This window comes from Paenibacillus sp. R-74696 (assembly GCF_055814915.1).
Window position 1 is genome coordinate 108469 of sequence record NZ_JBPULM010000008.1, and the last position, 25227, is coordinate 133695.

Genomic DNA, 25227 nt, shown 5'->3' on the forward strand with positions numbered 1-25227 from the left:
TTGACACCTCATTTATCGGTTCTAATGGTTATCATACCATAACTGCAAATGCCTTTGCTTCCTTCTCGCGCCCCGCTGGCAACATTCCTAAAAACCCGCAGCCGCAGCTTGCATAAGCGAGGTTGCCATGCATATAAGACATGGCCTGTTCGTGAAAAAAAAGCTCTCTCCAAGCTCCATATGGATCGCTCAGAAACAGCTTTTCTCATCCCGTCACCGCTGCTGAACTAGGCCGGCAATTTCGCCCGGCCGCCCTAGCAAATAGCCCTGGGCATAATGCACGCCCATTGCCTTTACTTTGTCCAGCTCCGCTTGGTGCTCAATGCCTTCGGCGATGATCCCAATGGCCATTTTGTCAGCCAGCTGGACAAGCGTATGCACAATATGCTCCTTCATTTCGTGCTCATGTATGCCCATAATGAGGGAGCGGTCTACTTTAATATAATCCGGCTGCAGCTCAATAATGGCCTGCAGCGAGGAGTAACCAGCGCCTACGTCGTCGATTGCAATTTGAAAGCCTTGGCTGCGGTACTGCGCAAGTATAGCAAGCACCGAGCCATAATCCTCAATACCCGAACGCTCGGTAATTTCAAATACGATATGATGGGGCGACAAGCCTCGCTGCTCCATCATTTTAGCGAGCTGATCAGGATAAAAGCTTCCTTCATTTAGCAATTGCGCCGTCATATTTAGAAATAGCTTCTGGTGCGACTGAAGGCCGGTACTGCCCTCCACTGCCTGCTCGCGCGCCGTTTGGTCCAGCCGTGCAACTTCTCCCAGCTCTTCTGCGAAAGAAAACAGGTCAATCGGACTGGAAAACCATTTATTTTTAGGGAACCGCGTAAGTGCCTCATATCCGAATGTCGTCAGCTCGCCGCCGCTTTCTTGAATCGACATAATTGGCTGATAAACGGGAATCAGTAGCTTGCCGCGAATAAGACCGTTCATATATTGAAGCCGCTTGGCGCGTGATAAGGATTCCTTTTGCTGGCCATATAGCAGCGCTCGCTTAGAGGCTTCGTACAGGCGGGAGACTGGGCTTCCAGTGTCGCTGCGCTCAACCAAGCCTACGCCCGCATGCAGACGCATATCCGCAAGAAGCCCAAGCTCGGCTCCATTGAACCCCCGCTCGGCTTCCTCCTGCCATTTGCCTGCGGCCTGCAGCAAATTCTCCTGCAGCTCCTGCTGCTGCAAGTCTGGCAAAGCCATCACAATATACAAATCATCGCCCATCCAGAACTTGTCCCGCACATGAGCAGCCGTCTCCTGATTCGCATAAAGCATCATCTCTATGTATAGCTTCCATCTCTTCATAAAGGAGGGTGGCAGTAGCTGAAAGGTGTCTGCCGACTGCTCACTGTGCCAGGACAAATAAATAACGCCAATATTTTCCGGCTTATCATCCATTATAAGGTTGCTTCGCTGCAATATCGCTTGATGATGTCCCACGTCTCACTTCGATCCCCTCTGTAGCATTACGTTCTTGTGTGCAAAAAGCCATATCTTGCATGACATACACACTGCCTTTTTGCATCTTGGCACGCTTCTTGAGCTTCGCTGTTAGAGTGGATATGTGGCTAGGCGTCGTCCCGCCGGCAGCAAGCATTAAAGATAGGGACAAGGTAACCCCTTCCTGCTCCACTGTGTTGCCGTGACGATCCTCCACCATGCTGACTTCCACTCCACCGTAATACCTTTTTACCCCGCCGTCGAAACGCTCAATCAGCCTGGTGCAAACTTTCTCAGCATAAGAGGCCTCCGTTACCATAATGAAATCATCACCACCGATATGCCCGATAAAATCGCTCGCCATCCCATATTCTTCCTTAATCCCGACTAGCGTATCAGCCAAAAAACGAATAAGCGCGTCGCCTTGGCTAAATCCAAAGCAATCATTAAACCATTTGAAATAATCCAGGTCCGCATAAATGACGGCGAACGGCTTGTCGCCACTGCTCCTGCGAGCCAGCTCCAGCTGAATGCCCTCATTGCCGGGCAGACCCGTCAGCGGGTTGGCTGATCTTGCCGCCTCCATGCGCAGCGTCGTAATGCGCTCCAAAATATCGCGAACCGTCGTTGCGCCAAGCAGCTGGCCTCCCGCTGTAATGATAACGACATCATACAAATGGGAAATATCCCGCGCCATCGCCAGCTGAGACACCTGCTCTATCGGCATGTCCGCGTCCACAATTAACGGCGATGCATTCATAATTTTTTCAACAGGACGAGTAGAATAAAGCGGCAGCCCATATTTCCCCGCTAGCAGCTCATGCAGCTTCTGCTTCATCAGCAAGCCGACGGGGCGCCCCTCCTCCTGTAAAATAACGCATTGCTCCTTGCCGTTCATATTGAAAAAATCGGAAATTTCCGCCACGCGTGCCTGCGCTGAGAAGACGGGAAACGGCGCTGCCTGCTCTCCAATGCTCATGCCAGGGGCTGCATAATAAGCGATCGCCGATTCGTCCGTACCTGCTTGCCCTTCCGGTTCAAGCGCAACCGCTATCTCCTGCTGAGTTTGCCCATCTGCAAATGCCAGCACAGCTGTTGTTTCCCGCTGCATCTCAAGGCTCGGGCTTATCGCCACTTCATCAGCCTGACGGCTTGAACCCCCTATGCTGCTGTACACCGGTTCCGCTCGCCGACAGGCCTCCCTTATAGCTTTCCATGCGGCTTGTTCAGCCGCAGCAGTACTCTGCCCAGTCGGCGGATAAGCGATCACATGGCCTACTAAAACATTTTGCTCCCGGCTTAAGAGTGTATACAGCTCCGCTGCACTGTCATTCAGCGCCTGTTCAGGCGCAAGCTTCGAGCCATTGCTGCCGAGCATAAAATAATACTCCTGTTCAAAGCCGTGCTTCCAGATCAGCCTGAACGACCTTAGCTTCCGCTCCCATATCCGCAACCATTTTACGGGCAAGGCTCGTTCCTCTGTTAGCCTTATATATATGACGCCAATTCCCCCAAGCCGCCAGCTTTCCCTCATCACTTGGAGCAGTTCTATATGGATCAGACCAATTGCCATATCGTCCATGCCAGGTCTCCCTTTAGTCTTGGTTGTTCTGCTTCTACCTTACCAGCCAAATGTGAGCAGAGTAACATATTCATGTAAACTATCTGTAAAGCACAAGACTTTTGCCCTAGATGCAGTCAGCACGCTAGCTAGCGTGCCTGTCTGTTACACATACCTTTTAAAGTACAAAAAAACAACTCCATACCAGCTTGCTTAGCAGGCAGAAGTTGTTGCTGGGGCATACAGGGCCCGATTGAAGCTATACAGGAAGCAAGCATGCAAGGGGATCACCCGAAACGACCTGAAATATAGTCACTCGTTTCTTTTTTGCTGGGATTCGTAAACATTTTCTCTGTATTTTCGAATTCCACCAGCTCACCGGACAGGAAAAACGCCGTTTTGGCCGAAATCCGCGCCGCCTGATGCATATTGTGCGTGACAATAACGATGCAATAGTCCTGCTTCAGCTCCGTAATCAGTTCCTCTACCTTTGAGGTCGAAATAGGATCAAGCGCCGAGGCTGGTTCATCCATCAAAATAATGTCCGGCTTGACCGCAATAGAGCGGGCAATACATAGCCGCTGCTGCTGTCCGCCAGACAGCCTAAGCGCCGACGTATGCAAGCGGTCCTTCGTCTCTTCCCAAAGCGCCGCTTTACGCAGCGATTCCTCGACCAGCTCATCGAGCTCACTTTTATTTTTGATGCCGTGGTAGCGCGGGCCAAAAGCAATATTTTCATAAATCGACTTATGAAAAGGGTTCGGCCGCTGCCATACCATCCCGATGCGTCTGCGCAGCAGCACCACATCGGTTTTTGGATTGTTGATATCCTCATCGCCAATCCAGATTTCTCCGGTCATTTTAGCGTTCGGAATCAAATCATTCATCCGGTTCAGCGTCCGCAAAAAAGTCGATTTCCCGCAGCCGGACGGTCCGATGAGCGCTGTAACCTGTTTATTTTCAAAATCGATCGATACATTTTTAACAGCCTTATTGCTGCCATAATAAACGCTTAAATCGCGTACGGATATGCCATTTTCAGCCATATGCTGCCATCCTCCTATTTCGTAGCGGTAAACTTGCGGTACATGAAGCGGCCTAGCCAGCGTGCGATCAAATTAAACAGCAGCACGGTGATGACCAGTACAGCCGAAGCTCCAGCAGCAATTTCCGCAGCATCGGGAGCAAGTCCCTCGGAATTGATTTTCCAAATATGAACCGCAAGCGTTTCAGCCGGACGCAAAGGGTTAAGCGGCGATACCGGGCTGAACGGGTTCCAATCCGAAAAATCGAGTCTAGGCGAGCTCATGCCAGCCGTAAAGAGCAGTGCCGCCGCTTCGCCGAATACGCGGCCCGCAGCCAAAATCGTGCCCGATACAATAATCGGCAATGCGATGGGCAGCATGGTAGACGTAATCGTCTTCCACTTCGTCAAGCCCAGTGCCAGGCTCGCTTCCTTCTGCTCTCTTGGCACGCTTTTGAGGCCTTGCTCCGTAATCCGCACCATCAACGGCAAATTGAACACGGTGAGCGCAAGCGCACCCGCCAGCAAGGAAAAACCAAGACCGAAATAATTGACAAGCATAAGCAAACCGAACAAACCAACAATAATGGAAGGAAACGAAGATAATACCTCAACGACAAGCCGGATAAAATCAGTCAGCTTGCTCGGCTTCGCATATTCACTCATATAGATGCCTGCGCCAATCCCAATCGGAACGGTGATAATCATCGTAAGCACGAGCAGGAACAAGGAGTTGAACAGCTGTGGCCCAATGCCTCCTCCTGCTCTGAACGATTCAGGAGCCGAGGTCAGGAAGCTGAAGCTGATGTGGCCTAGCCCTCGCACAAGAATGAAGCCGAGCAAGCCGATTAGCAGCAGCACGATGAATGCAGCTACGCAAATAATGACGGCTGTGGCAATTTTATCTACTGTTTTTGGTTTCATAGTTTAGACCTGCCTTCCAGCCAGCGTACGATAAATACGAAAACGAATGTCATGAGCATCAAAATCATCGCAAGCGACCACAAAGCATTGTTATGTGTGGAGCCAGCAGCCGTGTTGCCCATGCTGAGTGTAATAGCGCTTGTCAGCGTCGAAGCCGACTCAAACAGGGAGCGCGGCACAAAGGGCGCGTTGCCGATAACCATCTGTACAGCGAGCGCCTCGCCGAATGCCCGTGCAATACCGAGCACGACACCCGTCATGAGCGCAGGAAGCGTGGTCGGAATGACGACGCGATATATCGTTTGCCAGCGTGTGGCACCTAGTGCGTAAGAGCCTTCCTTAAGTCCAGCAGGCAAGGAAGCGAGCGCATCTGTCGCAACCGTCGTCATCGTTGGCAAAATCATAATGGACAATACAAGTGCACCCGCAGCTACACCCAAACCTTGTCCAGGAAAAATATCACGGAATAAAGGCACGATGACGCTAAGACCGATAAAGCCGTATACGACGGATGGAATGCCCGCCAGCAGCTCAATAACGGGCTGCAAAAACTTGCGTCCAAATTTCGGCGTAATTTCAATCATAAAGATGGAAGCGCAAATGCTGAGCGGTGCCGCAAGCAATGCCGCAAGCAGCGACGTGCTGAAGGAGCCGAAGATGAACGGGAATGCACCGAAGGATGGGGGGGATCCTTCCGGGCTCCATTTTAAACCGCCTAAAAGCTCAAATACGTTTACATGATCTTTAAAAAAGGTGCTCAGTCCACGGGAAGCGACAAAATACACCATGGCAATAATCGTCGCAACCAAAAACAGGACACATAAGGTTGTATATACTTTACCGACCCATTCTTCTACAAAATGGTTATTGCCCGCTGTTTTTTTCGGTATCGTTTGCGCCATAATGATCTCCTCTATACAGCCAGAAAGAGGCAGATTGCGAATCCGCCTCTTGTGCTGGCCTATGAATGATTAGCTACTACTTCTTAGTGATGTTGCCGTCGATATCGCGAACAACTTGCATTTGGCTAGTTGGGATGTAACCCAGCTCTACAACCAAGCCTTTTTCGTTTTGGATTTCATCGCTCATCATGTATTCCAGGAAAGCTTTTGCTGCTGCATCAGGCTCGCCTTTTGTATACATGTGCTCATAAGCCCATACTGGATAAGTGCCGTTTGCTACGTTCTCTACGTTAGCTGCAACGCCTTCATAGCTAATTGTTTTGATGGAATCATCCAGGTATGAAAGTGCAAGGTAACCGATAGCGCCTGGAGTTTCGCCAATAATTTTCTTAACCGTACCGGACGAATCCTCTTGGATCGAGCCTTGAAGATCTTCGGACTTCTGACCAAGTGCATATTTTTCAAAAGTAGCGCGAGTACCGGAGCTTGCTGGACGGTTTACGATAACGATTGCTGCATCGTCGCCGCCAAGGTCTTTCCAGTTCGTTACTTTGCCTGTGAAAATATCAATCAGCTGTTGCTTCGTAAGGTTGTCTACTTTTACTTCTTTATTCACAACTGCTGCCATAGCGACTACCGCCACTTGGTGGTCAACCAATTCTTTTGCTTTATCTGCATCCAGCTTCTCTTCCGCATAAACGTCGGAGTTGCCGATATTTGCTTGTCCTTCGGATACTTGCGTCAGGCCCGTACCGCTGCCGCCGCCTTGTACTTGAATCGTAACGCCGCTGTTTTTTTCCATAAACATTTTCGATGCTTGGTCAACCAATGGTTGAAGTGCAGAGGATCCTGTTGCAAGAAGCGAGCCTGTTAGACCAGATGCTTCAGCTGACGGTTCAGCGGATGGCTCTGTGGATGGGCTGCTTGAGCTTGTTGTGTTGCCAGCTGTTGTACCTCCATTGTTTGCTTGGCCGCATGCAGCCAGTGTAAATGTCAGTACCATTGCCATAATCAACATCAAAGACTTCTTCATTTCTTATTTTCCCCTCTCAATACCTTGTTTGCTTCACAAGACCTATTGTAGATCGGGGGCATTAACCTAATGTTTTCTGTTTGTAAAATTATCAATTAAATCTCATAGATTTTTTCTATGAATACGGATATTATATAGATAAAATGAAAGATTTCAGGAGGCAGCTCATGAGTTTGTTAAAAATGAAGTTAATGGTCCTCATCGATCGCTATAAACAGATCACCGCGGTGGCCAATGCCCTGCAAATCAAGCAGCCCACCGTCAGCTTTCATATGAAGAAAATGGAGGAGGAATGGGGCGTCAAGCTGTTCGAAATGCGAACGGGGAAGGTGCTGCTCACGAAAAATGGAAAGCTGCTGCTTCATTATGCTTCGCAAATTGACCAATTATATAGCGAGGCGGAGTCGAGGCTTGGTGCTATTCATGCGGCAGAGAAAAATCGTTTTGTGATCGGCTGTACGACCAGCACCGCTGCTTACCTGACGAGCAGTGCCGCAATGGGGAAGCTTCGGACACTCTCAGGCAGCCATGCCGCCGTTATCTCCATCGCCGTTCATGATGAGGAGGAGCTTTATCAGAAGCTGCATCTGGGAACGATCGACTTTATTTTGTATGGAGCAGGAAAGCAGCAGGCAGAGGGTGGCGAATTCCGCTATCAGACGATGGGTGCCTCGCCGCTCCGGCTTATTATTCCTCAGCAGCATCCTTTATATGAATGGTCAGGAGAACTATCACTCTATTCGCAGCTGGAAAAATATGAGTTTGCCGAGCTTGCTGACAGCTCCGTCGTTCAGCGCATTCATGAGTGGAGCCGCAAATGCCAGTATTCTTTAACCTCGCATGCCTCCTTCGGATCGGTAGAACTGCTTATAAATACCGCTGCGGCCTGCGGAGATCTTGCTATTTTGCCCGAATGCTTATTGCCGCAAGCGGCTAAACTAGAGGAGCTTGGGTTTAAGCTTGCCGTGCTGGACGATGAAGCAGCGCGGTGGGCCATGATGGCAAGCTGGCGAAGCCAGCACTGGGATCAAGCTTTTATGCAGCAGGTGCTGGAAATAATCAGCTTATAAAACAAAAAAAGCCCCATTTCCACAGCAGCGTGGAAATGGAACCTTTTTCACTGGATTATTAGATTACTAGATTACTAGGCTAAACGTTCAAATCTGGTCTTGTACCTGTCACAATGTAGACGACGCTCTCACCGATGTTAGTGGCGTGGTCGCCGAAGCGCTCCAAGTAACGTCCAACAAAGCTAAGCAGCGAGGACTGCGTAATATTGCGGGGGTTTTCCATCATTAGGGAGTAAAGCTCGCGGGTAATTTGCCCGTACAGCGCATCGACCTGATCGTCATCCTTTGCCATTTTGTAAGCGAGATCGACATTTTCTTGGATGAAGGATTGGATAGATTCCGTTGTCATCATTTGTACAATTTCAGCCATGCGGGGAAGATCGATGAGCGGCTTAATTAGTTCCTGCCCATCCATACGCAATACGACCTTGGCAATATCAACCGAAAGATCACCCATCCGCTCCAGATCGCTGGCAATGCGGAAGGCAGATAATATACGGCGCAAATCCTTCGCTACCGGCTGCTGCGTCGCAATGAGCTTTGCTCCAAGCTCCGTTACTTTCTCCTCCAGCTGATTGAGCGAAGGATCCGCTGCGATAACCTGCTGCGCGCGCTCCACATCAACGGCTTTTAATGCTTCGATGGCTTCGACCAATGCATGCTCAACAAAATTCCCCATCTCTATTACAAAATCATGAAGCTGCTCGAGACCGTGGTCGAACTCCTTGCGTGTTGTCATCATTTTAACTTTCCTCCCAAATGATCAATCTTTACATGGAAAACGCATGAGCCCGCGTGTTCGGCATTAGCCGAAGCGTCCAGAAATATAATCCTCGGTGCGCTGGTCGGTCGGATTGGAGAACAGCTTTTCCGTATCCGCATATTCAACAACCTCGCCGTTCAGGAAAAATACCGTTTGATTGGATACCCTAGCCGCCTGATGCATATTGTGCGTAACCATAACAATCGTATATTTATCCTTCAGCTCCTGGGTCAGCTCCTCGATTTTCAAGGTGGAAATCGGATCAAGCGCCGAAGTCGCTTCGTCCATCAGCAAAATATCCGGATTTACCGCAATCGCTCTTGCGATACACAGCCTTTGCTGCTGACCGCCCGATAAGCCGAGTGCCGAGCGCTTCAAGGAATCCTTCACTTCGCCCCACAGCACCGCGGATTTCAAGCTCGTTTCTACAATTTCATCAAGCTCTTTTTTGTTTGTAATGCCGTGCAGGCGCGGACCATAAGCCACATTATCATAAATGGACTTTGGAAAAGGATTCGGCTGCTGGAATACCATGCCGATTTTACGGCGCAGCGCCTCTACCTCTACTTCGTTAGAATAAATATTTTGTCCGTCAATCATGATGCTGCCTTCAATCTTCGTCCCTTGAATCATGTCATTCATCCGGTTAAGCGTCCGCAGCAAGGTCGATTTGCCACAGCCGGAAGGCCCGATAAAGGCAGTAATTGCCTTAGCCGGAATTGTAAGCGATACGTTCTTCAGTGCGTGGAACGCTCCGTAGTACAGGTTCAGCTTGTCTATGTTAATTAGCGCTTCCAAACGTTCTCCTCCTTATTGCTTTCCATTGCCCGTTTAGCCCTTATTCATGGGTTGTATGTGATTCATTACGAAACTAATCTGTTCCGTTCTATATGTTACAGACTGTTTGTAAATCTTATATTGCATTTATGTTAACGTAGTGTTAAAAGTAGACCAATTAGGAGAACCTACTTTTTTGCAGGCTGCTCATCTCGTCTGCAACATGCTGCACTTGCAAATAAGCCCGCTCGGACAATGTTCCAATTTGCCCGGCATTGCTGTGATTGTCAGCCGCCGCATGAAATAGGCTATTGAACGCGCCTTCTACCTCATGCACATGTGCTTCGCTTGATGCCGTCTCCAATCTACCGCTTTGCGCGAGCTGCGCCGTTTGTTCGATTTCCTGGATAATCGTCTGGATAAGCGATGTAATCGTAGAAGCCGATGTTTTCGTCTGGTTCGCCAGCTTCATCACTTCTCCAGCCACGACCGCAAAGCCCCGCCCATGCTCGCCAGCCCGCGCCGCTTCAATCGAAGCATTAATTGCAAGCAAATTGCTTTGCTCTGCAAGTTCCTTTATAAGCCCTGACACCTTGCTAATAGAGCCAGCCTCCGCTTGCAACGCACGCATCCGCTCCTCCTGAAGCTGTGAATTGGCCGCGATAGAGACGAATGCTTGCGTTACTTTATCCAGCTCGTTCTTCCCCTTTAGTGTCAAATCCACCATCAGGACCGAAAGCTCCTCTCCTTCCTCCGTGGAGCCACGTACGCTTTGAATCGCTGATTCGATCTCCTTTACTCGCTCTTCGGCAGATTGGATCGTCCTGCGCTGGGCCTGCTCCGCTTCCTCCTGCAGCCTTTTGGAAAGCTTCAGCAAATCGGCAACCGTCAAGATGCCTGTGAACTTATCATCCTCTGTTACAAGCACGCAATCATAGAGCACTTTTTCCTGACGATTAAGCGCCCGCTCAATGAGATGCTCCGGTGCACTGTCCATATCTATAATGAGCGGGGCTGCATCCATCATGACGGTAATAGGCTTTTCATAATATAAGTCCGCACTAAAACGATGGCCCAGCTTTAGAAAAAAACGATTCCGCATCATGAGTCCCTTCACTCTGCCTGCGGCGTCGCAAATGACGACACATTCCGATTCGGGATGCTGCTTGAAGACAGCTATCGTCTCTTTGCAGGTCCGCTCCTCCCGTACAAACGGCGCCTGACGAATAAAATCAGCAAGCTGAGCGGCCTGCTGCAATGGAGCGTCTGCCTGCTGCCACATACCGGCAGCCTCTGCAGTTAAGATATTTTCTGCCTGCTGCTCTGGAAGACAGGCTTCTAATTCGTCCATATCCAGCTTTATATCCATCGGATGCGCTAGCTCAGCAGTCGTCATTTGTCATCATCCTTCCATGAGTCCTTCTTCCTTTACTATAGGTCTTTAGCATCAACGGAAATACTTTGCTATGTTAACGCAATGTCAAATTAGACCAAGCCCGCCAAACGGAAATTCCACTTTAAGGAAAAGGGACAAAAAACCGCTATTCACGCTGCTGAATCAGCAGGGGAATAACGGTTTTTGGAGAAAATTTAAATTTTAAACTGCGACAGTTTTCCCAGCAGCTCCTGAACCATATGGTCCAGCGATTCAGCCGCCGCCGATATTTCCTGCATCGACGCGAGCTGCTCCTCGGAGGCCGCCGCGACATTATGGGAATTCGATGCGGTATCGCCAGCTATAACCGCCATTTGCTCAACACTTGCGGTCATTTGCTGCGAGCTTGCATTCATTTGTCCAGCCGCTGCCGAAACCTCTTGAATTTGACCGCTCACCGCGCTCATTTCATTCATAATGGCATTGAAGAGCTCGCCGCTTCCTTCTACGGTTTGCGCGCCGCTGGCCACTTCTTTGGACCCTCTTTGCATCGTTTGCGCCACATGCTCCGTATCGCTGCGGATGCCATCCACAAGCTGTGATACTTGATCCGCAGCCTGCTTCGTTTGCTCCGCCAGCTTGCGCACCTCCTGCGCTACAATTGCAAAGCCCCGGCCATGCTCGCCTACACGCGCAGCCTCAATGCCAGCATTCAGCGCCAGCAGATTTGTTTGTACGCTGATCGCTGTAATCAGGCCTGTCATTTGTCCGATTTGGGCCGAGCGTTCATTAAGCCGTTCAATCGCTGCTTCCGTCTCGGAAACCGAATGCTGGATTTGTCCCATTTGCCGGACAGCTTGCTGCATCAGTTGATAACCATCCGCCGTCTGGAGCGCGACTCCATTTGCAGAGGCTGCTACCTGATCGCTCGATTCAGCTATCCGTTGCACATGGCTGGACATCGCATACATCGCCTCGGCGGTGCCGCCTGCATGCTGATTTTGCGACTCGGCATCCATCGCCACCGTCTGAATGGATTCGGCAATCGTCTCGGACGCTTTGCTCGTCTGGTCAGCGCTAGCCGTCAGCTGCTCCGACGTTTCACTAACGGCTACTCCGAGATTCTTCACGAGTTGGAACATGCTCCTCAGCTTCTCGGTCATGCTATTGAAGGAGGCAGCCATTTTGCCCAGCTCATCCTGCTGTTTAATAGCAATCGACTGGGTCAGGTCGCCCTCGGCCATTTTTTCAAGGCCCTTATTAAACAATTGCAGCTTGCGGATGACCATATAACGAATCAGGAGAGAAATAATAACACCTAATAAAAGCATTGAACTTATCGCAACGATAAGCAGGCTCGTTTGGCTCTCCGTAAATTCTGCAAAAATCGCTGTTTTCGGAATGACGCTTTGGCTGTACCAGAACTGGGTGCTTCCTGGCAGTGCGATCGGCTCGAACAGCCGCAGCACTTCGTCTCCGTCTGCATTCGGGGTATAGTCCGATAGGCGCGTTCCTTTCATCACATCATCCAGCAAAGCCTGTTTTTCGGCATTATCGCCAAAAGGCTGATTTAAAGTGGCTGGATCGTTGGGATTAGCCAAATACATCCCCTTTTCACTTATGAGCGATACATGCCCGCCCATCGGAGCATATTCAGCTGCTGCTTTTTGAAAGCTTTCAATCGATATATCAGCCCCTACGATGCCAAGAAAGGTGCCGCTTTGATCCATTATCGGAACGACGATCGAAGTAATAAGCGTCTGCTGGCCTGCTACTTCATAAAAATACGGATCAACATATGTCGTTTTTTTCGACTGCTTGGGCAATAAATAATAGTCTCCTGCACCTTCCACTGTATAGTCCGTTAGTGGCGTAATCGCTGTTCCACTGCCATTGCGGAAAACATAAGGAATAAACCGGCCTGTTTTATCATCGTATGTCGTGAAATTAATGTTGTCTTCATCGCTCTGGTCAAAAGCATTTGGCTCCCAGAGCGTATAATAGGCGAGCGCTCGCGGATCATTTTCAACCATTGTCTTCAACAGCTCGACGACGGTTTGCCGCGACAGCTGCTGCTTACTGCGGGTTTCCTGAAGAGTGAGCTTCAAGGTCTCTAGCTTCGATTCTACTGCTGTCATTTCCCGCTGAATCGACATCATAAAATCCGTTCCAGCAATTTGCCCCTCCTGCTCGCCTTTCGTAACGGCAAGCGTCCGCAGCTGATTCAAGTTCAGTGTAATCATGACACTGAAGATGGCAAGCAAGCACACGATGACACTGGATACCAATTTAACCGTCAAAGATAAATGTAGATGTTTCTTTCTCATGCTACCCGCTCCCCTCCAAAACAACATGAATCGTTAATCGACAATAAATCCACAATTGTTTATAGGCATATAGAACCATATCGTTAATTCTTCGTACCTAATGTATAATTTAAAGCATTTTTCAATGCAAATAACCGCGAATGAAATTCGCGGTTCCTGCACAAACGTTAGAATGATTAACGAGATTTACGTTTTAAAATCCGAACATCATACGCAGCAAGCGCCAGTGCAGCCCCCACTTGACCACCATTCAAAACATCCTCATAAGAGTGGTCATCGAGCACCACTTGCTGCTCTTGCGGTGTGAAATTGGATACGAATACATAGTCCGACTCCCCCTCGCCGCGCAGCTGCGCGGTCACGCCTTGAGGCAGCTCGGTATCCAGCACTTTGCGAATGCCTTCCTGCTCCACTAGCGTCTTGAAGAAATCTGTGAAAAATGGTTCTTTATTGCGGGAAGCTACATAATACGCTTTCCCCTTGCCCAAGCGGTTTACCGTCAATGCCGGACGGCCAGCATAGAAATCTTCGCCGTATACGGCCAGCGCCTCGGCGCCTTCAAGATGGATAAGGTCGCAAAGCTCATGCGCTTCGTACTCACCGGACAAGCCAAGAGCATTGCCTTCCGACATGACTACGCGATTCGTCTCGCCGTCATGAAGGGAATCAATCTCCTCTGACCAAATGCCAAGCGTTTTGCGAAGCGGCCCTGGGAAGCCCGTCAAGAAGCAAAGATCGCTTTCGTTAACGATGCCTGTCCAGTAAGTCGCAATAAACGTGCCGCCATTTTCAACAAACTTTTCAATAGCCTCGCCAACACCTGGACGCACCATGTACAGCATAGGCGCGATCACGATTTTATATGAATCCAATGCGCATTCGGAATCAATAATGTCTACCGGTATGCCGAGCTCCCAGAATGGACGGTAATGCTTGCGCGCTGTTTCCTCGTAATGAATGCCACAGTTGCGCGGGCCTTGCGAATCTTTGACCGCCCAGCGGTTTTCCCAATCGTAAATGATCGCGACTTCCGGCTTAACCGTTGTGCCGACCACATCTTCAAGCTTCGTAAGCGCATGGCCTACGTCGGTCACATCTTTAAATACGCGGGTATGCTCATGTCCAACATGGTCAACGACCGAGCCATGCAGCTTTTCGCTGGAGCCGCGGCTTTTGCGCCATTGGAAATATTGCACGGTATCCGAGCCATGGGCTACGGCCTGCATGGAAGACAGCAAATGCATGCCTGGCTTCTTCAGCTTGCTGACCGGCTGCCAGTTCGTCATGCTTGGCGTGCTTTCCATCAGCATAAATGGCTTACCGCCTTTGAGTGAGCGGAAAATATCATGGTTAAAGCCGATCCAAGCCGCCAGCTCGCTATCGCTTTCCAAGCTGTGCCAAGTTGGGTAAGCATCCCACGAAATCATATCGAGCATATCTGCAAACTTCCAATAGTTCAGCCCTTCGAAGTCGAGCATAAAATTAGTTGTAATCGGCAGCTCCGGATTAATGGCACGAAGCGGCTCCATTTCCTTACGGCAGAAGTCCACCGTCTGATCAGTGACAAAACGCATCCAGTCCACATTCATGCCGTGAACAGCTCTTTCTCCGCGGCGCGTTGGTGTATCGACTTGGCTCCAATCGGTATAGGTGTGACTCCAGAACGTCGTCCACCAAGCGTCATTCAAGGCATCAAGTGTGCCATAACGCTGCTGCAGCCAGCCGCGGAACGCCTCGGCGCACAGGTCACAGTGACATTCGCCGCCGAACTCATTGGAAATATGCCAGCCAATAACAGCTGGATGGCTCGAATAACGCTCCGCAAGCTTCGTATTCATAATTTTCACTTTCTCGCGGTACACCGGAGAGGAGAAGCAATGATTATGACGTGCGCCATGCAGATTGCGAATGCCATTTTCATCTACACGGAGCACTTCCGGGTATTTGGAGGACATCCATGCCGGTCTTGCTCCGCTCGGCGTTGCAAGCAGTGCATAAATGCCATTAGCCGCAAAGCGGTCGAGTAATTGATCCATCCATTCAAAGGTGAAGACGCCTTCCTCTGGCTCAAGGGCAACCCAGCCAAAAATACCCACTGACATGACATTGCTGTGCGATAATTTCATTAAACGAATATCTTCCTCTAAAATATGAGGATATTTAAGCCACTGGTCCGGATTATAATCCGCGCCATGAAGCATTTGGGGAATTTTCGAGCTGATTGGTGGAAATTTGCTGCTCATCTGTTTAACCTCCTGTAATAGCGGCCCTCGTTTGACGAATGCCCATTCTTTAACTATATTCATATTATATAATTCGGTTTATCGAAACTAAATCTCACAATATTCTTATCTCTATAAAAATATGAAACAGGATGTGCAGCAAATGGATACAATTGCATTCCCACTTGTAACAGATACCGAGCTTGCGCTGCCGCTTTTCGTCGACATTATCGGACATTGGGGCAATCAGGAGACCATCGATCGCATGAACGGCTTTCCCCATTATCAATGGCTGCAGGTTGCTTCAGGGGAAGGCGAGCTTATTATCGGGGAAAAAAGCTATTCAGTGAAAAATGGCCAAGGCTTCTGCCTGTTCCCCGGGGTGCCCCATCGGTATTATGCGACCCGCGAGCCGTGGGATGTGCATTTTGTAAGCTTTGGCGGCAGCCTGTGCGAAACGTTGTTCGGGCAGGCCGGCATTACCGAATCCGGCGTCTATGCAACTGCAGATGGAGAGGTATTAATTTCACATATGCGCAGCATCTACGCCATGTCGCAGTCGGACCGCCCTTTCCTCGGGCTGGAATGCTCGAAGCTGCTCTATGCGATGCTGCTCGATCTGATGAAGGTCGTTCGTGTCAGCTCTCATTCGGCGCATCAAAGCTTATCGCGGCTCCATCCCGTCATTCAGTACATTGAAGCACATGCTGGCAGCCTCATTACGATTGAGGATTTAGCAGGTGCGATTAATGTGACGCCGCAATACTTGTGCCTTCTATTCAAGAAAGCGATGCGCATGCGGCCGATGGAATACGTCAACCGCGAGCGTATCAGCCGCAGCAAGCAGCTGATGTTCCGTGAGAGCACGCTGAAAATGCAGGAAATTGCCAAGCTGTCCGGCTTCGACAGCGCCAGCTATTTCAGCTCCGTCTTCAAACGGCTGGAAGGCGTCGGTCCCGAACAGTTTAAAAAAATGCACGGCATGCGTTAAGCCAACTATTCGTATAACGCTCGCTGAGACTAGACGCTTACTAGACGCTTGGTACTGCGCCTGATTGGCTTGTTCGCCTTGCATCCCCACGTATGCGGCTGGCTATCTAGTGGACTGCACGGCATGTTATAATGCCAGCATCTGCTTTATTTAATATGTCGTGACAAGTGGTTGTTTAGAAAGGAATGAAGAGAATGTTGAACAAACCTACGATTTTTGAGGAAATCGATCGTCATAGCGAGGAATTCAAGGCAATTTCCCGTTCCATTTTTGCAAATCCGGAGCTTGGGCATGAGGAATTTAAAGCCTCAGCAGCGCTGTGTGCGGAGCTTGAGCGTCAAGGCTTTTGCGTTGAGCGGGGCACGCTTGGGCTGGCTACTGCTTTCATCGCTACCTATGATACAGGCAAGCCTGGCCCTGTCGCCGCTTTTCTTTGTGAATACGACGCTTTGCCGGAAATCGGCCATGCCTGCGGCCATCATCTTATCTGCATGATGAGCATTGGAGCCGCGGTTGGGTTGAAATCGGTTTTAGAGGCGGGAAGCATTCGCGTCTATGGTACGCCTGCGGAAGAAACGAAGGGCGCCAAGGTGCCGATGGCAGAAGCCGGCTTGTTCGATGATTGTGATTTCGCCCTGATGGCGCATCCTTATCATACGTTTGAAAAATCTGGCGAATCGCTGGCGATGGACGCTGTGCAGTTCGAATTTACTGGAGCGGCTGCACATGCGGCAGCAAGCCCCTATGAGGGCATTAATGCGCTCGATGCGGTTATCCAGCTGTTCAACAGCGTCAATGCCTTGCGCCAGCAAACCCGCAGCGATACGCGCATTCACGGCATTATCGACAATGGGGGCAAGGCGCCCAACATTATCCCTGACTATGCCTCGGCGAAATTTTATATTCGCTCGGCTTCGCGCACGTATACGAACGAGCTGACGGAGAAGGTGCTTCGCTGCGCCGAAGGGGCAGCCCTGCAAACAGGCTGCGAGCTGCGCACGAACAATTATGAGCTGTCTTATGATGAGCTGCGCACGAATGAGGCGCTGTCGGAGCAATTTTCCGCCAACCTGCTTGCCTCCGGCATTCAGCCGGAAGAAATTCAAATCGGCAAGGACCATGGCTCGGTCGATCTCGGCAATGTGTCCACACACTGCCCAGCTATTCATCCTTATGTGAAAATCGTCGAGGAGCGCCTTCTGCTGCACACGGAAGGATTCCGTGACGCAGCCATTACAGAGCGGGCGCTGGAGCGCATGATCTTCGGAGCGAAAATGCTCGCTGCAACTGCGGCGGATGTATATAACGATCCAGCTTTGCTGGCACGGATTAGAGCGGAGTTTGAGCAGCAGAATTTAAATTTAAACTAAGTTTAGTAATTGAATCTATTGATATGCACAGAGATCGACTTTATTGCGATGGTTGCAGACAAGCTGCGGATCGAGCATAAGGTTTCGTAACAAGCAGTAAATATCCAAATTGGATGTTTCTAAACCTATAAATTTCTGAATAGTAAACCAACTGATACCACTTATTTATTGGTTCTCTAAAATCAATAAATAAGTGGTATTTTTCATGACCGATTTTGATTTTTAACTGGACAATTTTACTCTTTATTGTTTGTCCAAAAACCTTTCACGTAAGACTTTGGCAAGTTGCAAGTAGATGTTAAAGCTGGCATACCTATTCAGAATGTCGCAAAACTGGCTGGGCATGATTCAACACAAACTATATTAAGATACGTTAAACCTTCGCAGTAGGATTTTAAGGAAAGTAATCAATTTAATATGATTGAACTTGGGGCGAACTTTAAAGAGAAGCCACTCTATTTTGCTAATTTTTAATCAACTTATTAAGTTACTATTTAAGTAATAATATTTAAGTGATATGATTAGTTTATGAAGAGGAACGGGGGAAGGTAAAATGGACAATCAACAACAAAAGGTTGAATTGATTCGTCAAATGATCGATGAAAAGGTAAACAAAAGGAGCAAAATGCGCATTCAACTCGAGAGTATTCAAAACGAGATGAAGCAAGTTGAAATGGCAATCACTGCGTTTCAAAATGAATTAGAATTACTTACAGGTGAAAAGGTTGATAAACCTCTAATGATACTTAGGGGGCAAGAAATCGGAGAAGCAGCTATAGAAGCGTTGGAGCGTTTAGGTGGCTCGGCACACTATCAAAAAATAAAAGAAGAAATTGAAAAGCATTGTGAGATAAGTGGTATCAATGAGAAAAGCAAGGCTGATTCAGTCTGGACTCATCTAAACAAGAGTGATGCCGTTATTAAAGTGGGGAAGGGAGAGTTCGGCTTGACTAGCAAATATACACCTATAGCTAACTATTTGAACAGACAAATTGAACAGAGATGTATAACACTAACGTTTAATGAAATTGAGGATATATTGAGCTTCACACTCCCTTCATCCGCTTATAAATACAACGCATGGTGGGCTAATGAGAATGACGGAAACCATACTCATGCTCGCTCGTGGCTGTCTGCTGGTTGGAGAACAAAAAATGTGGAAATAGGAAAAAAAGTGACCTTTATTAAAGAAGGCTAACATCCGTAAACTGTTGTTGCTAGAATAAGGGGAGTTTATGCCTTTGTGAGCGCCCCTACACCTAAAGGGGAGGCGCTTCTAGCGACTGCTTCAAGATTTAGAATTTTATGATATAATGAGAACAAATGTTTTTACTTTCTTATAAGATATGAAAGGGTGAATTTAATTGCCAGAAGATTTTGATTTACGTATAGAGGAAAAGCGTCATGAAATAACCGAAGCCAAATGGGAAATGGAACAACTTAAAGAAAGATTTAAGGATGCATTGTCTGATTACACAGAGGAATGGTATCAAACGTATGCAAGAAAGCTGATTGTTAACAATCCAGAAACATCTGGAAAATTGACAGACGCTGAACTCAAAGAATTAAAAGATGAAGTAAAAAATTTGGCTAGGAGTGCCGGCGAATATATTGATTTGCATTTTGACAAGGATGAATTATGGTGGCATTTAAAAGAAAATACATATAGTTATTCGGAATATATGGATAAGAGATTACCACCTATATTGTCGGAAGAGGTTTCTTATTTATTGGGGAGGCTAGGCCAATTATTTCTAAAACATAAAGTAATACAAGCAGGAGTAAAATCTAGTTATACGAGCGAAAGTTATAAATTTGACTTTGTTATAGATCAAACTAGTGGAAGGAAAGAATTGAAACTAAAACATGTAGGGGGCTTCCCCAATCATATTACAAACTTAATGGAGGAATACAACAAGCTTCTTGGGAAAGCGAAACATGCAAGGAGCCAGATTGAAGAATTACTTGAAGTGAAAAGAAGAACTTCAATTGGTGATTTATGGGATTCGTTATAATCGGTTTTAAGAAATAAAATGTATTTTCATACAGACGCTTTATGTCAGTAGAGCGAAGATTCATGGGTATGTATCTTACATGAACTCTAATCCATCTAAACCCTTGATGCGTAAGGCTTCAGCAACATTGACAGCACCAGCTACCTGTTTGGCTACACAATTAATATCAGCAAGTCCAAGCCGACCAACAGCGAGTTGATGGGCAAAGCCGCGGCCTATTTCAACAGAATCACGTGTTATGAAACAGGCTGCGGATTTAGGAGCCGCTAAATTTCTGCAAATGACCCTGATGAGATACTGAGAGCAATAATGGCTTGGCTTGCTAGTCTGCGTACAGTCTGAAATTGTAGCAATAGCAAAAATAGGGGAAGCTTCGTCCTTCAGCAAAGGATTGAGCTTCCCAAACTGCAAGCTGCATGGTCTGTGCAAAAATTGCAGACAGCAGATACCCATCATTAATCGTCTGATGAGATTAGTCTCAATAAACTGCTGAGCAAAGACAGACAAGCCCGCTCTAATCCACATATATCTCCTACATCAAGACAACTACTTCAGCTCAGGAATCACATATTGCGGCTCGCGGCCGTACAAGCCGTCCACCAGATTGCGGGCAGCAAGCATCGCCATATTGAATCTCGTCTGATGGGTAGCCGAACCAATATGCGGCAGCAGCACCGCATTGTCGAGCTGGAGCAGCGGATTATCCGGCGTAACCGGCTCTTTTTCAAAAACATCCAGCCCTGCGCCGCGTATCGTGCCACTTTGCAGTGCCTGGGCGAGCGCCGCCTCATCAACCGTCTCTCCTCGCGAGCAGTTAATAAAGATGGCACTGCGCTTCATCCTTGCAAACTGCTCCTGGCCGATCATATGCTTTGTCTCCGGCGTTAGCGGCGTCATCAGCACGATGAAATCGGACTCTTGGAGCAGTTGATCAAGCGGGCTGTACTGAACGCCAAGCTGCTGCTCAACGTCTGGCTTGCGCGAACGATTATAATAGCTGACTTCCATATCAAACCCGAATTTTTCACGTCTGGCAATGGTTTCGCCAATGCGGCCCATGCCAATGATGCCAAGCTTGGCGTGATGCACATCAATGCCGAACAAGGATGTGCCGATGCCGCGCTTCCACTCTCCTGCGCGAACGAGCTTGTCAAGCTCCGCCACCCGGCGGGCAGCAGCGAGCATAAGCGCCATCGTCAAATCTGCCACCGTATCATCGAGTACGTAGGGCGTGTGCGTACCGATAATGCCGCGTTTTTTCATCGCATCCAGATCATTATTATTGTAGCCGACGGAAATGTTGCTGACTACTTTCAGCTTCGGTGCCGCCGACAGCGGACGCTCGCTGATCGCATTGCCCGCAGCAAGCAGACCTTCCACTTCGCTAATTTCTTCCGCCAGCTGCGCGCCGGTAATCCCCTGCTCGCCCTCCCACATCCGGGTATCGCAATGCTCATCGAGAACTCGAAATAAATACTTTTGGTTTCATGTTATAATCCTCCATTTTCCAGATTTCATGATGTTCCTGCTTTCCTGCTCTTGCCTTTAAGCCCTATCCACTCTACAATAAATCATATTGCCTCCACGGCAAATTCACGAACCTGTATATTACCATATAAAAAATAAAGATCTTTTTCGATATTTTACAGACTTCTCCTTCCATGTATGCTGAAGGTATAAAGAAGCTGTTCCGATATGAAAAAATGTGGTGAGGCTCATCATCTTTTAGCTATTCCTACATTTGATTGAAAGCCATGTTAATCAAATAATCTCGATAGTCTAAATCCATGGCTGCGACGATTCTTTTTTTGGGCTTGCTCTTTTTCGGCTGGATTTTAGTTTCATTTTCGAGCACATTGAAGACCATCCGTTTGACGATGGCTAGATTGTGCGCTGCTCCAGTTTCCCTTGTTTGATTGCGGTCGTCTCCAAAGGTAACATCCAGACTCCAATGCATGCTTTCCACGCCCCAATGTTTCCTCGCAGCCGTAGCGAAGTCGGTCACATTGTCTATGCTGCCGATATAATAAGACGTTTCTGTCGTTTTTTTGGTGGGTCAGAGATAAACGATACCTCGCGTTTAACCATTCCAACCCCTGTCCGTTTGCTCCAGCCTTTTTCGCATCGCCCATGCAATCAAGAAGCGTGGAATAAAAATAGGTTCTATTTTCGATTCGTCCCTGCCCTTGCTCAAGGGTACCGAGAATCTTGAACATTGGTTCTTCGGTACGCTCCTCCTGGATCGCTGCCAGTCTCCCGGATTGTTCGGCCCCAACGAAATAATCTTTACTTCTTTATGTAGCGTTCCTTGATTCCCTTTGAGGTTGATGACATAATCCCCCTTGTTCTCTTCAACCATTTGTTCCACGATTTTCCCCTGAGCGCCCATGGCATCGATCGTCACGATACAGCCTTTGATCATCAACTGTTCGAGTAATGCTGGGATGGCTGTAATTTCATTACTCTTCTCCTCTGTTTTCATCTGCCCAACGATCATACCGTTAGAATGACACCGGGCACTCACGATATGCAGCGCTTTTTGATCGTTTCCCTTGGAGCCACTCGACATTTTTCCATCATCAGACACGACATCCTTGTTCGGTAACGAAAACGTACCCAACATCCAATCGATAAAGCGGGCTGAATATTCCTGTGGCTGGATCAAGGAAAAACCTCGTTTGATCGTGGATAGGGAAGGCAAGCCATTCCTTAAAGCAATATATTTCTGTAACCATTTTTTAGTTGCTGGAATTTCTGCCCGTATCCGCAAAGTACGCCGCTTACGACAATAAACAGAATATCCGTTAGTCGATGATACACTTTTCCTTCCTGCCTCATAACCTTTAAATCACTAAAGTACTCAAAAAAGTGCCTTGATATCTTTCGTTGCTCATCATGATCCCTCCGTGAATGCTTTCAAGCAATAGCTTACATCACGAGGGCACTTACTGAAAGAATCTATATTTAACTTCGGGTTTTTTAGCCTGCTGTTATTTGCGGCATTCCACTTTCCGTGATCATATGCTAATGAACCATTATTTGCCTGTTTCTACCAGTATGTTTCTTCATGAATTCGCCGTGCCTCCTCTTCCAGTTGATCATTATGATTATTAGGCTGTATAGATGGGATTCCATCGATTCAGACGTTGTGGTAATTGTGTATGGGAAAGCAGCGCACCGACCGAAGCCAAGCCTGCATGTGTCGTTAAGAGAATTTCCTTAGAATGGGTGAATTAGATCTTCATTTTCAGCACCTCACAGGTGAAATTAGATAATCGTCGATTATCTTTACTTTTCGCTTTCAAAGATACTAGGGCGTGTCTGAGAACTCTGAGGGCAGCAAATTTTGCCGAATTTTCGTTCCATGCAAGGCGCGCTTGTGAAGGCGTACCGGGGGTACGTCAAGCAAACGGAACGAAGCAGGGGGCGAAAAGGCGGTGAAAGGTGCCACTGAACGGGTTTTCAGACACGCCCTAATTACCTTTGTTTTTCTTCATTTTTATAGATTGTCTATCAGGAATTTATATAAGTGAAAAAAAATCCATTTCCCTTCAAACGGGAAGTTGGAATTACTTTACATGAAATTGTGCAACAATTTTGTCTTCTGTACGTCAGATAATTTGCCTGAATTTGTATATAGGGATTAGTGAAGAGAAAGAGAAAATAGGAATATGTCCCTATTCATGAAAATGATAATATAAATTACAATTAGTTTTATAATTAGAAAATCTAGAAACTATATCCAAACTAACTGTTTAGGCTAAGCCTAGAGAATGAAGCATTGCCTATGGTTGAGAGGTGGTGGAGTGGGAAGTTTATTATCAATTTGTAGTAAAAATCTATTTATATCAAAAGGAGGTATTACTTTAAATTATGAAAGTCTTAAAGAAAAGATTTTTAGGGATATTGATTATTACTTCAATGTTGGTATTAATGACACCCTCATTCGAGGCCTCTGCTTTGAATGATAATGTGAATAGCCAACAACTTGGTATAAAAAAATTCTACGGTACTATATCAGAAATTGAAAAAGCCCTGAGCGAGCAAACGGATAAAGAGACTAAACAATTATATAATTCTCAATTAAAAGTTTCTGAATTGGAAGATTATCAGGAGATAGTAAACGTTAAGGTTGATGCTCCTGTTATAAAGGATATTATAGAAGAATTTCCTGATACTTTTTCTGGAATGTACTATCAACCGGAAAGAGGAACTATTGTAGTGCAAATTACTAAAGATTCGGTCGAATCACGAGACAAAATATATAGAAGTATCACTCATAAGGAGAAAATCGAATTTCAAATTACAAAATATTCTAAAAAGGAGTTGGACAACGCACAGAACATCATCAGAGAAAACTCACCTGAGGGAATAATAAAAGCTTTGATTCCTGATGTAGAAAACAACAAACTAATCGTATCTTTATCTGAATTAACTGATGAGAATAAAAGAATAATTGAATCATTGGTTGAAAAATCTGATTTTATTGAGTTTATTTCACCAATTAACCTTGATCTTCAAGTTGTAGATGAAACGAATTATGGTGATCCATTTCCTTTTGGGGCGAGAATTTCGAGGTATTTTAGCGAGGGAGGAACAAACTATCAGGGGAGCTGCACGGTTGGTTATTTTGGAGTAAACCAATCTGATAAAGATGTATTAGTTACTGCAGGTCACTGTGATGATGTTGGTTCAACACTTGCTTGGTTTCAACCGAATAATAGCACACCCAAGATAGGTAATTGGGCATTTAGAACTTCATCATCTTTGACTAATGGTACTGACAAAACAAGTGATGCCGGGTATATTACACTTACAGGAAGAGACGGCATGCCGTATGTTCCTTATCCATCGAGCTCAGATATGACTCCAATCACTGGCATTTATTTAGACGACCTTGCTAATGACACAGTTTATCTTAGAGGTTCTACTACTGGAGCCCTCGTATCTGGAAAAATAAAATATTCAGGTGTAGACGTCTGGATGGGACACGAGGGATATGGCTACTTAAGAAGTATGGTACTTGCTTCCTATAGCTCCCAAGGTGGTGATAGTGGTGGTAGTGTTGTTACCGATTATGCATGGGATAACGCAAAACAAACCTATACCTTTGATTTAGCCGGGACACATACAGGAAGGTTAACAATAAGTGATCATGATGATATTGAAGATGGTAATTATGCTGTATACAACCCTATTTGGACAACGTATACTGATCTAGATTTAGCTGGCCTCTATCTTGTGCAATAAGAATTAAATAAAATTAAAGTCGGCGCTCGTTAGTTCATCAAAGGAGCGCCGTTACTTATTTAATCAGTGAAATCATCTAAATTTAGTAGATAGGTTTAGTGCAATGTTTCATTACATTTTCCAAAGACGTTCACTACCATTTAGTCTTATATTTGAGTTTAATCCACTATAATC

The 25227-nt window shown here is 47.2% G+C and carries 19 protein-coding genes and 2 pseudogenes; 6 read left to right on the forward strand and 15 right to left on the reverse strand.

Translation table 11 applies throughout. The annotated features are described in order from the left end of the window. Nucleotides 1-213 precede the first annotated feature (213 nt). The 6 genes from ACSR9A_RS01605 to ACSR9A_RS01630 all read right to left on the reverse strand — a co-directional run bounded on the left by ACSR9A_RS01605 (nt 214) and on the right by ACSR9A_RS01630 (nt 6893). Entirely contained in the window at nt 214-1449 is a 1236-nt protein-coding gene (locus tag ACSR9A_RS01605; RefSeq protein ID WP_473755276.1) for an EAL domain-containing protein, read from the reverse strand. Next, nucleotides 1400-3031 carry a GGDEF domain-containing protein gene (locus tag ACSR9A_RS01610; RefSeq protein ID WP_473755277.1) on the reverse strand — a complete coding sequence of 544 codons (1632 nt, stop codon included), beginning with the start codon at nt 3029-3031 and terminating at the stop codon, nt 1400-1402. The genes ACSR9A_RS01605 and ACSR9A_RS01610 overlap by 50 nt, the downstream gene beginning before the upstream one ends. A gap of 266 nt (nt 3032-3297) precedes the next feature. Beyond that, nucleotides 3298-4056 (reverse strand): phosphate ABC transporter ATP-binding protein PstB, encoded by a 759-nt coding sequence (gene pstB / locus ACSR9A_RS01615; RefSeq protein WP_056030197.1) that lies wholly within the window; start codon nt 4054-4056, stop codon nt 3298-3300. 14 nt (nt 4057-4070) lie between these two features. Beyond that, a complete protein-coding gene (pstA, locus tag ACSR9A_RS01620; RefSeq protein ID WP_473755278.1) occupies nt 4071-4958 on the reverse strand; it encodes a phosphate ABC transporter permease PstA in 888 nt (295 codons plus the stop codon). Further along, a complete protein-coding gene (gene pstC, locus ACSR9A_RS01625) occupies nt 4955-5860 on the reverse strand; it encodes a phosphate ABC transporter permease subunit PstC (RefSeq protein WP_341278713.1) in 906 nt (301 codons plus the stop codon). Before pstC ends, pstA begins: the two co-directional genes overlap by 4 nt. A gap of 76 nt (nt 5861-5936) precedes the next feature. Continuing rightward, entirely contained in the window at nt 5937-6893 is a 957-nt protein-coding gene (locus ACSR9A_RS01630) for a phosphate ABC transporter substrate-binding protein PstS family protein (protein WP_473755280.1), read from the reverse strand. Between the two features lie 167 nt (nt 6894-7060). Between ACSR9A_RS01630 and ACSR9A_RS01635 the strand changes: the two genes are divergently transcribed. Then, nucleotides 7061-7963, forward strand: a complete 903-nt coding sequence (locus ACSR9A_RS01635; RefSeq protein WP_473755281.1) for a LysR family transcriptional regulator — start codon at nt 7061-7063, stop codon at nt 7961-7963. 79 nt (nt 7964-8042) lie between these two features. Here ACSR9A_RS01635 and phoU read toward each other — a convergent pair whose 3' ends face one another. From phoU to ACSR9A_RS01660, 5 genes are all read right to left on the reverse strand, one after another. After that, on the reverse strand, nt 8043-8702 hold the full coding sequence (phoU, locus tag ACSR9A_RS01640) for a phosphate signaling complex protein PhoU (RefSeq protein ID WP_473755344.1): 660 nt from the start codon (nt 8700-8702) through the stop codon (nt 8043-8045). Nucleotides 8703-8768: 66 nt separating this feature from the next. Further along, on the reverse strand, nt 8769-9524 hold the full coding sequence (gene pstB / locus ACSR9A_RS01645; protein ID WP_473755282.1) for a phosphate ABC transporter ATP-binding protein PstB: 756 nt from the start codon (nt 9522-9524) through the stop codon (nt 8769-8771). Nucleotides 9525-9681: 157 nt separating this feature from the next. Further along, a complete protein-coding gene (locus ACSR9A_RS01650) occupies nt 9682-10899 on the reverse strand; it encodes a methyl-accepting chemotaxis protein (protein ID WP_473755284.1) in 1218 nt (405 codons plus the stop codon). A 194-nt stretch (nt 10900-11093) separates the two neighbouring features. Next, the gene (locus ACSR9A_RS01655; protein WP_473755286.1) at nt 11094-13205 is read right to left on the reverse strand and encodes a methyl-accepting chemotaxis protein; all 2112 of its coding nucleotides are present in this window, start codon (nt 13203-13205) and stop codon (nt 11094-11096) included. A 176-nt stretch (nt 13206-13381) separates the two neighbouring features. Then, nucleotides 13382-15448: a beta-galactosidase gene (locus ACSR9A_RS01660; protein ID WP_473755287.1), complete on the reverse strand. Its 2067-nt coding sequence runs from the start codon at nt 15446-15448 to the stop codon at nt 13382-13384. A gap of 142 nt (nt 15449-15590) precedes the next feature. On the opposite strand from ACSR9A_RS01660, the gene ACSR9A_RS01665 reads away from it, so the two are divergent. The 4 genes from ACSR9A_RS01665 to ACSR9A_RS01680 all read left to right on the forward strand — a co-directional run bounded on the left by ACSR9A_RS01665 (nt 15591) and on the right by ACSR9A_RS01680 (nt 19803). Then, the gene (locus tag ACSR9A_RS01665) at nt 15591-16418 is read left to right on the forward strand and encodes an AraC family transcriptional regulator (RefSeq protein WP_473755288.1); all 828 of its coding nucleotides are present in this window, start codon (nt 15591-15593) and stop codon (nt 16416-16418) included. Between the two features lie 194 nt (nt 16419-16612). Further along, complete coding sequence (locus ACSR9A_RS01670; RefSeq protein ID WP_473755290.1) at nt 16613-17788, forward strand: M20 family metallopeptidase; 1176 nt, start codon at nt 16613-16615, stop codon at nt 17786-17788. A 553-nt stretch (nt 17789-18341) separates the two neighbouring features. After that, the gene (locus ACSR9A_RS01675) at nt 18342-18986 is read left to right on the forward strand and encodes a DUF7662 domain-containing protein (protein WP_473755292.1); all 645 of its coding nucleotides are present in this window, start codon (nt 18342-18344) and stop codon (nt 18984-18986) included. A gap of 166 nt (nt 18987-19152) precedes the next feature. Beyond that, entirely contained in the window at nt 19153-19803 is a 651-nt protein-coding gene (locus ACSR9A_RS01680) for a hypothetical protein (RefSeq protein ID WP_473755293.1), read from the forward strand. Nucleotides 19804-19878: 75 nt separating this feature from the next. Here the strand turns inward: ACSR9A_RS01680 and ACSR9A_RS01685 are convergent, their stop codons facing one another. The 4 genes and pseudogenes from ACSR9A_RS01685 to ACSR9A_RS01700 all read right to left on the reverse strand — a co-directional run. Next, nucleotides 19879-20328 (reverse strand): hypothetical protein, encoded by a 450-nt coding sequence (locus tag ACSR9A_RS01685; RefSeq protein ID WP_473755294.1) that lies wholly within the window; start codon nt 20326-20328, stop codon nt 19879-19881. Between the two features lie 21 nt (nt 20329-20349). Then, the gene (locus ACSR9A_RS01690) at nt 20350-21240 is read right to left on the reverse strand and encodes a 2-hydroxyacid dehydrogenase (RefSeq protein WP_473755296.1); all 891 of its coding nucleotides are present in this window, start codon (nt 21238-21240) and stop codon (nt 20350-20352) included. A gap of 298 nt (nt 21241-21538) precedes the next feature. Beyond that, nucleotides 21539-21841: pseudogene (locus ACSR9A_RS01695) on the reverse strand (transposase); the annotation flags it as partial. Nucleotides 21842-21883: 42 nt separating this feature from the next. Beyond that, nucleotides 21884-22588 (reverse strand): annotated as a pseudogene (locus ACSR9A_RS01700) (ISAs1 family transposase); the annotation flags it as partial. A 1088-nt stretch (nt 22589-23676) separates the two neighbouring features. Between ACSR9A_RS01700 and ACSR9A_RS01705 the strand changes: the two are divergent. Then, entirely contained in the window at nt 23677-25053 is a 1377-nt protein-coding gene (locus ACSR9A_RS01705; RefSeq protein WP_473755298.1) for a chymotrypsin family serine protease, read from the forward strand. The last annotated feature ends 174 nt before the right edge of the window (nt 25054-25227 follow it).

Bases quoted from the DNA above. Each gene is read 5' to 3' on its own strand.
- ACSR9A_RS01610 (WP_473755277.1), bottom strand. From the start codon at position 3,031: ATGGACGATATGGCAATTGGTCTGATCCATATAGAACTGCTCCAAGTG.
- pstB (WP_056030197.1), bottom strand. From the start codon at position 4,056: ATGGCTGAAAATGGCATATCCGTACGCGATTTAAGCGTTTATTATGGC.
- pstA (WP_473755278.1), bottom strand. From the start codon at position 4,958: ATGAAACCAAAAACAGTAGATAAAATTGCCACAGCCGTCATTATTTGC.
- pstC (WP_341278713.1), bottom strand. From the start codon at position 5,860: ATGGCGCAAACGATACCGAAAAAAACAGCGGGCAATAACCATTTTGTA.
- ACSR9A_RS01630 (WP_473755280.1), bottom strand. From the start codon at position 6,893: ATGAAGAAGTCTTTGATGTTGATTATGGCAATGGTACTGACATTTACA.
- ACSR9A_RS01635 (WP_473755281.1), top strand. From the start codon at position 7,061: ATGAGTTTGTTAAAAATGAAGTTAATGGTCCTCATCGATCGCTATAAA.
- phoU (WP_473755344.1), bottom strand. From the start codon at position 8,702: ATGACAACACGCAAGGAGTTCGACCACGGTCTCGAGCAGCTTCATGAT.
- ACSR9A_RS01650 (WP_473755284.1), bottom strand. From the start codon at position 10,899: ATGACGACTGCTGAGCTAGCGCATCCGATGGATATAAAGCTGGATATG.
- ACSR9A_RS01655 (WP_473755286.1), bottom strand. From the start codon at position 13,205: ATGAGAAAGAAACATCTACATTTATCTTTGACGGTTAAATTGGTATCC.
- ACSR9A_RS01660 (WP_473755287.1), bottom strand. From the start codon at position 15,448: ATGAGCAGCAAATTTCCACCAATCAGCTCGAAAATTCCCCAAATGCTT.
- ACSR9A_RS01665 (WP_473755288.1), top strand. From the start codon at position 15,591: ATGGATACAATTGCATTCCCACTTGTAACAGATACCGAGCTTGCGCTG.
- ACSR9A_RS01670 (WP_473755290.1), top strand. From the start codon at position 16,613: ATGTTGAACAAACCTACGATTTTTGAGGAAATCGATCGTCATAGCGAG.
- ACSR9A_RS01675 (WP_473755292.1), top strand. From the start codon at position 18,342: ATGGACAATCAACAACAAAAGGTTGAATTGATTCGTCAAATGATCGAT.
- ACSR9A_RS01685 (WP_473755294.1), bottom strand. From the start codon at position 20,328: ATGTGGATTAGAGCGGGCTTGTCTGTCTTTGCTCAGCAGTTTATTGAG.
- ACSR9A_RS01690 (WP_473755296.1), bottom strand. From the start codon at position 21,240: ATGTGGGAGGGCGAGCAGGGGATTACCGGCGCGCAGCTGGCGGAAGAA.
- ACSR9A_RS01705 (WP_473755298.1), top strand. From the start codon at position 23,677: ATGAAAGTCTTAAAGAAAAGATTTTTAGGGATATTGATTATTACTTCA.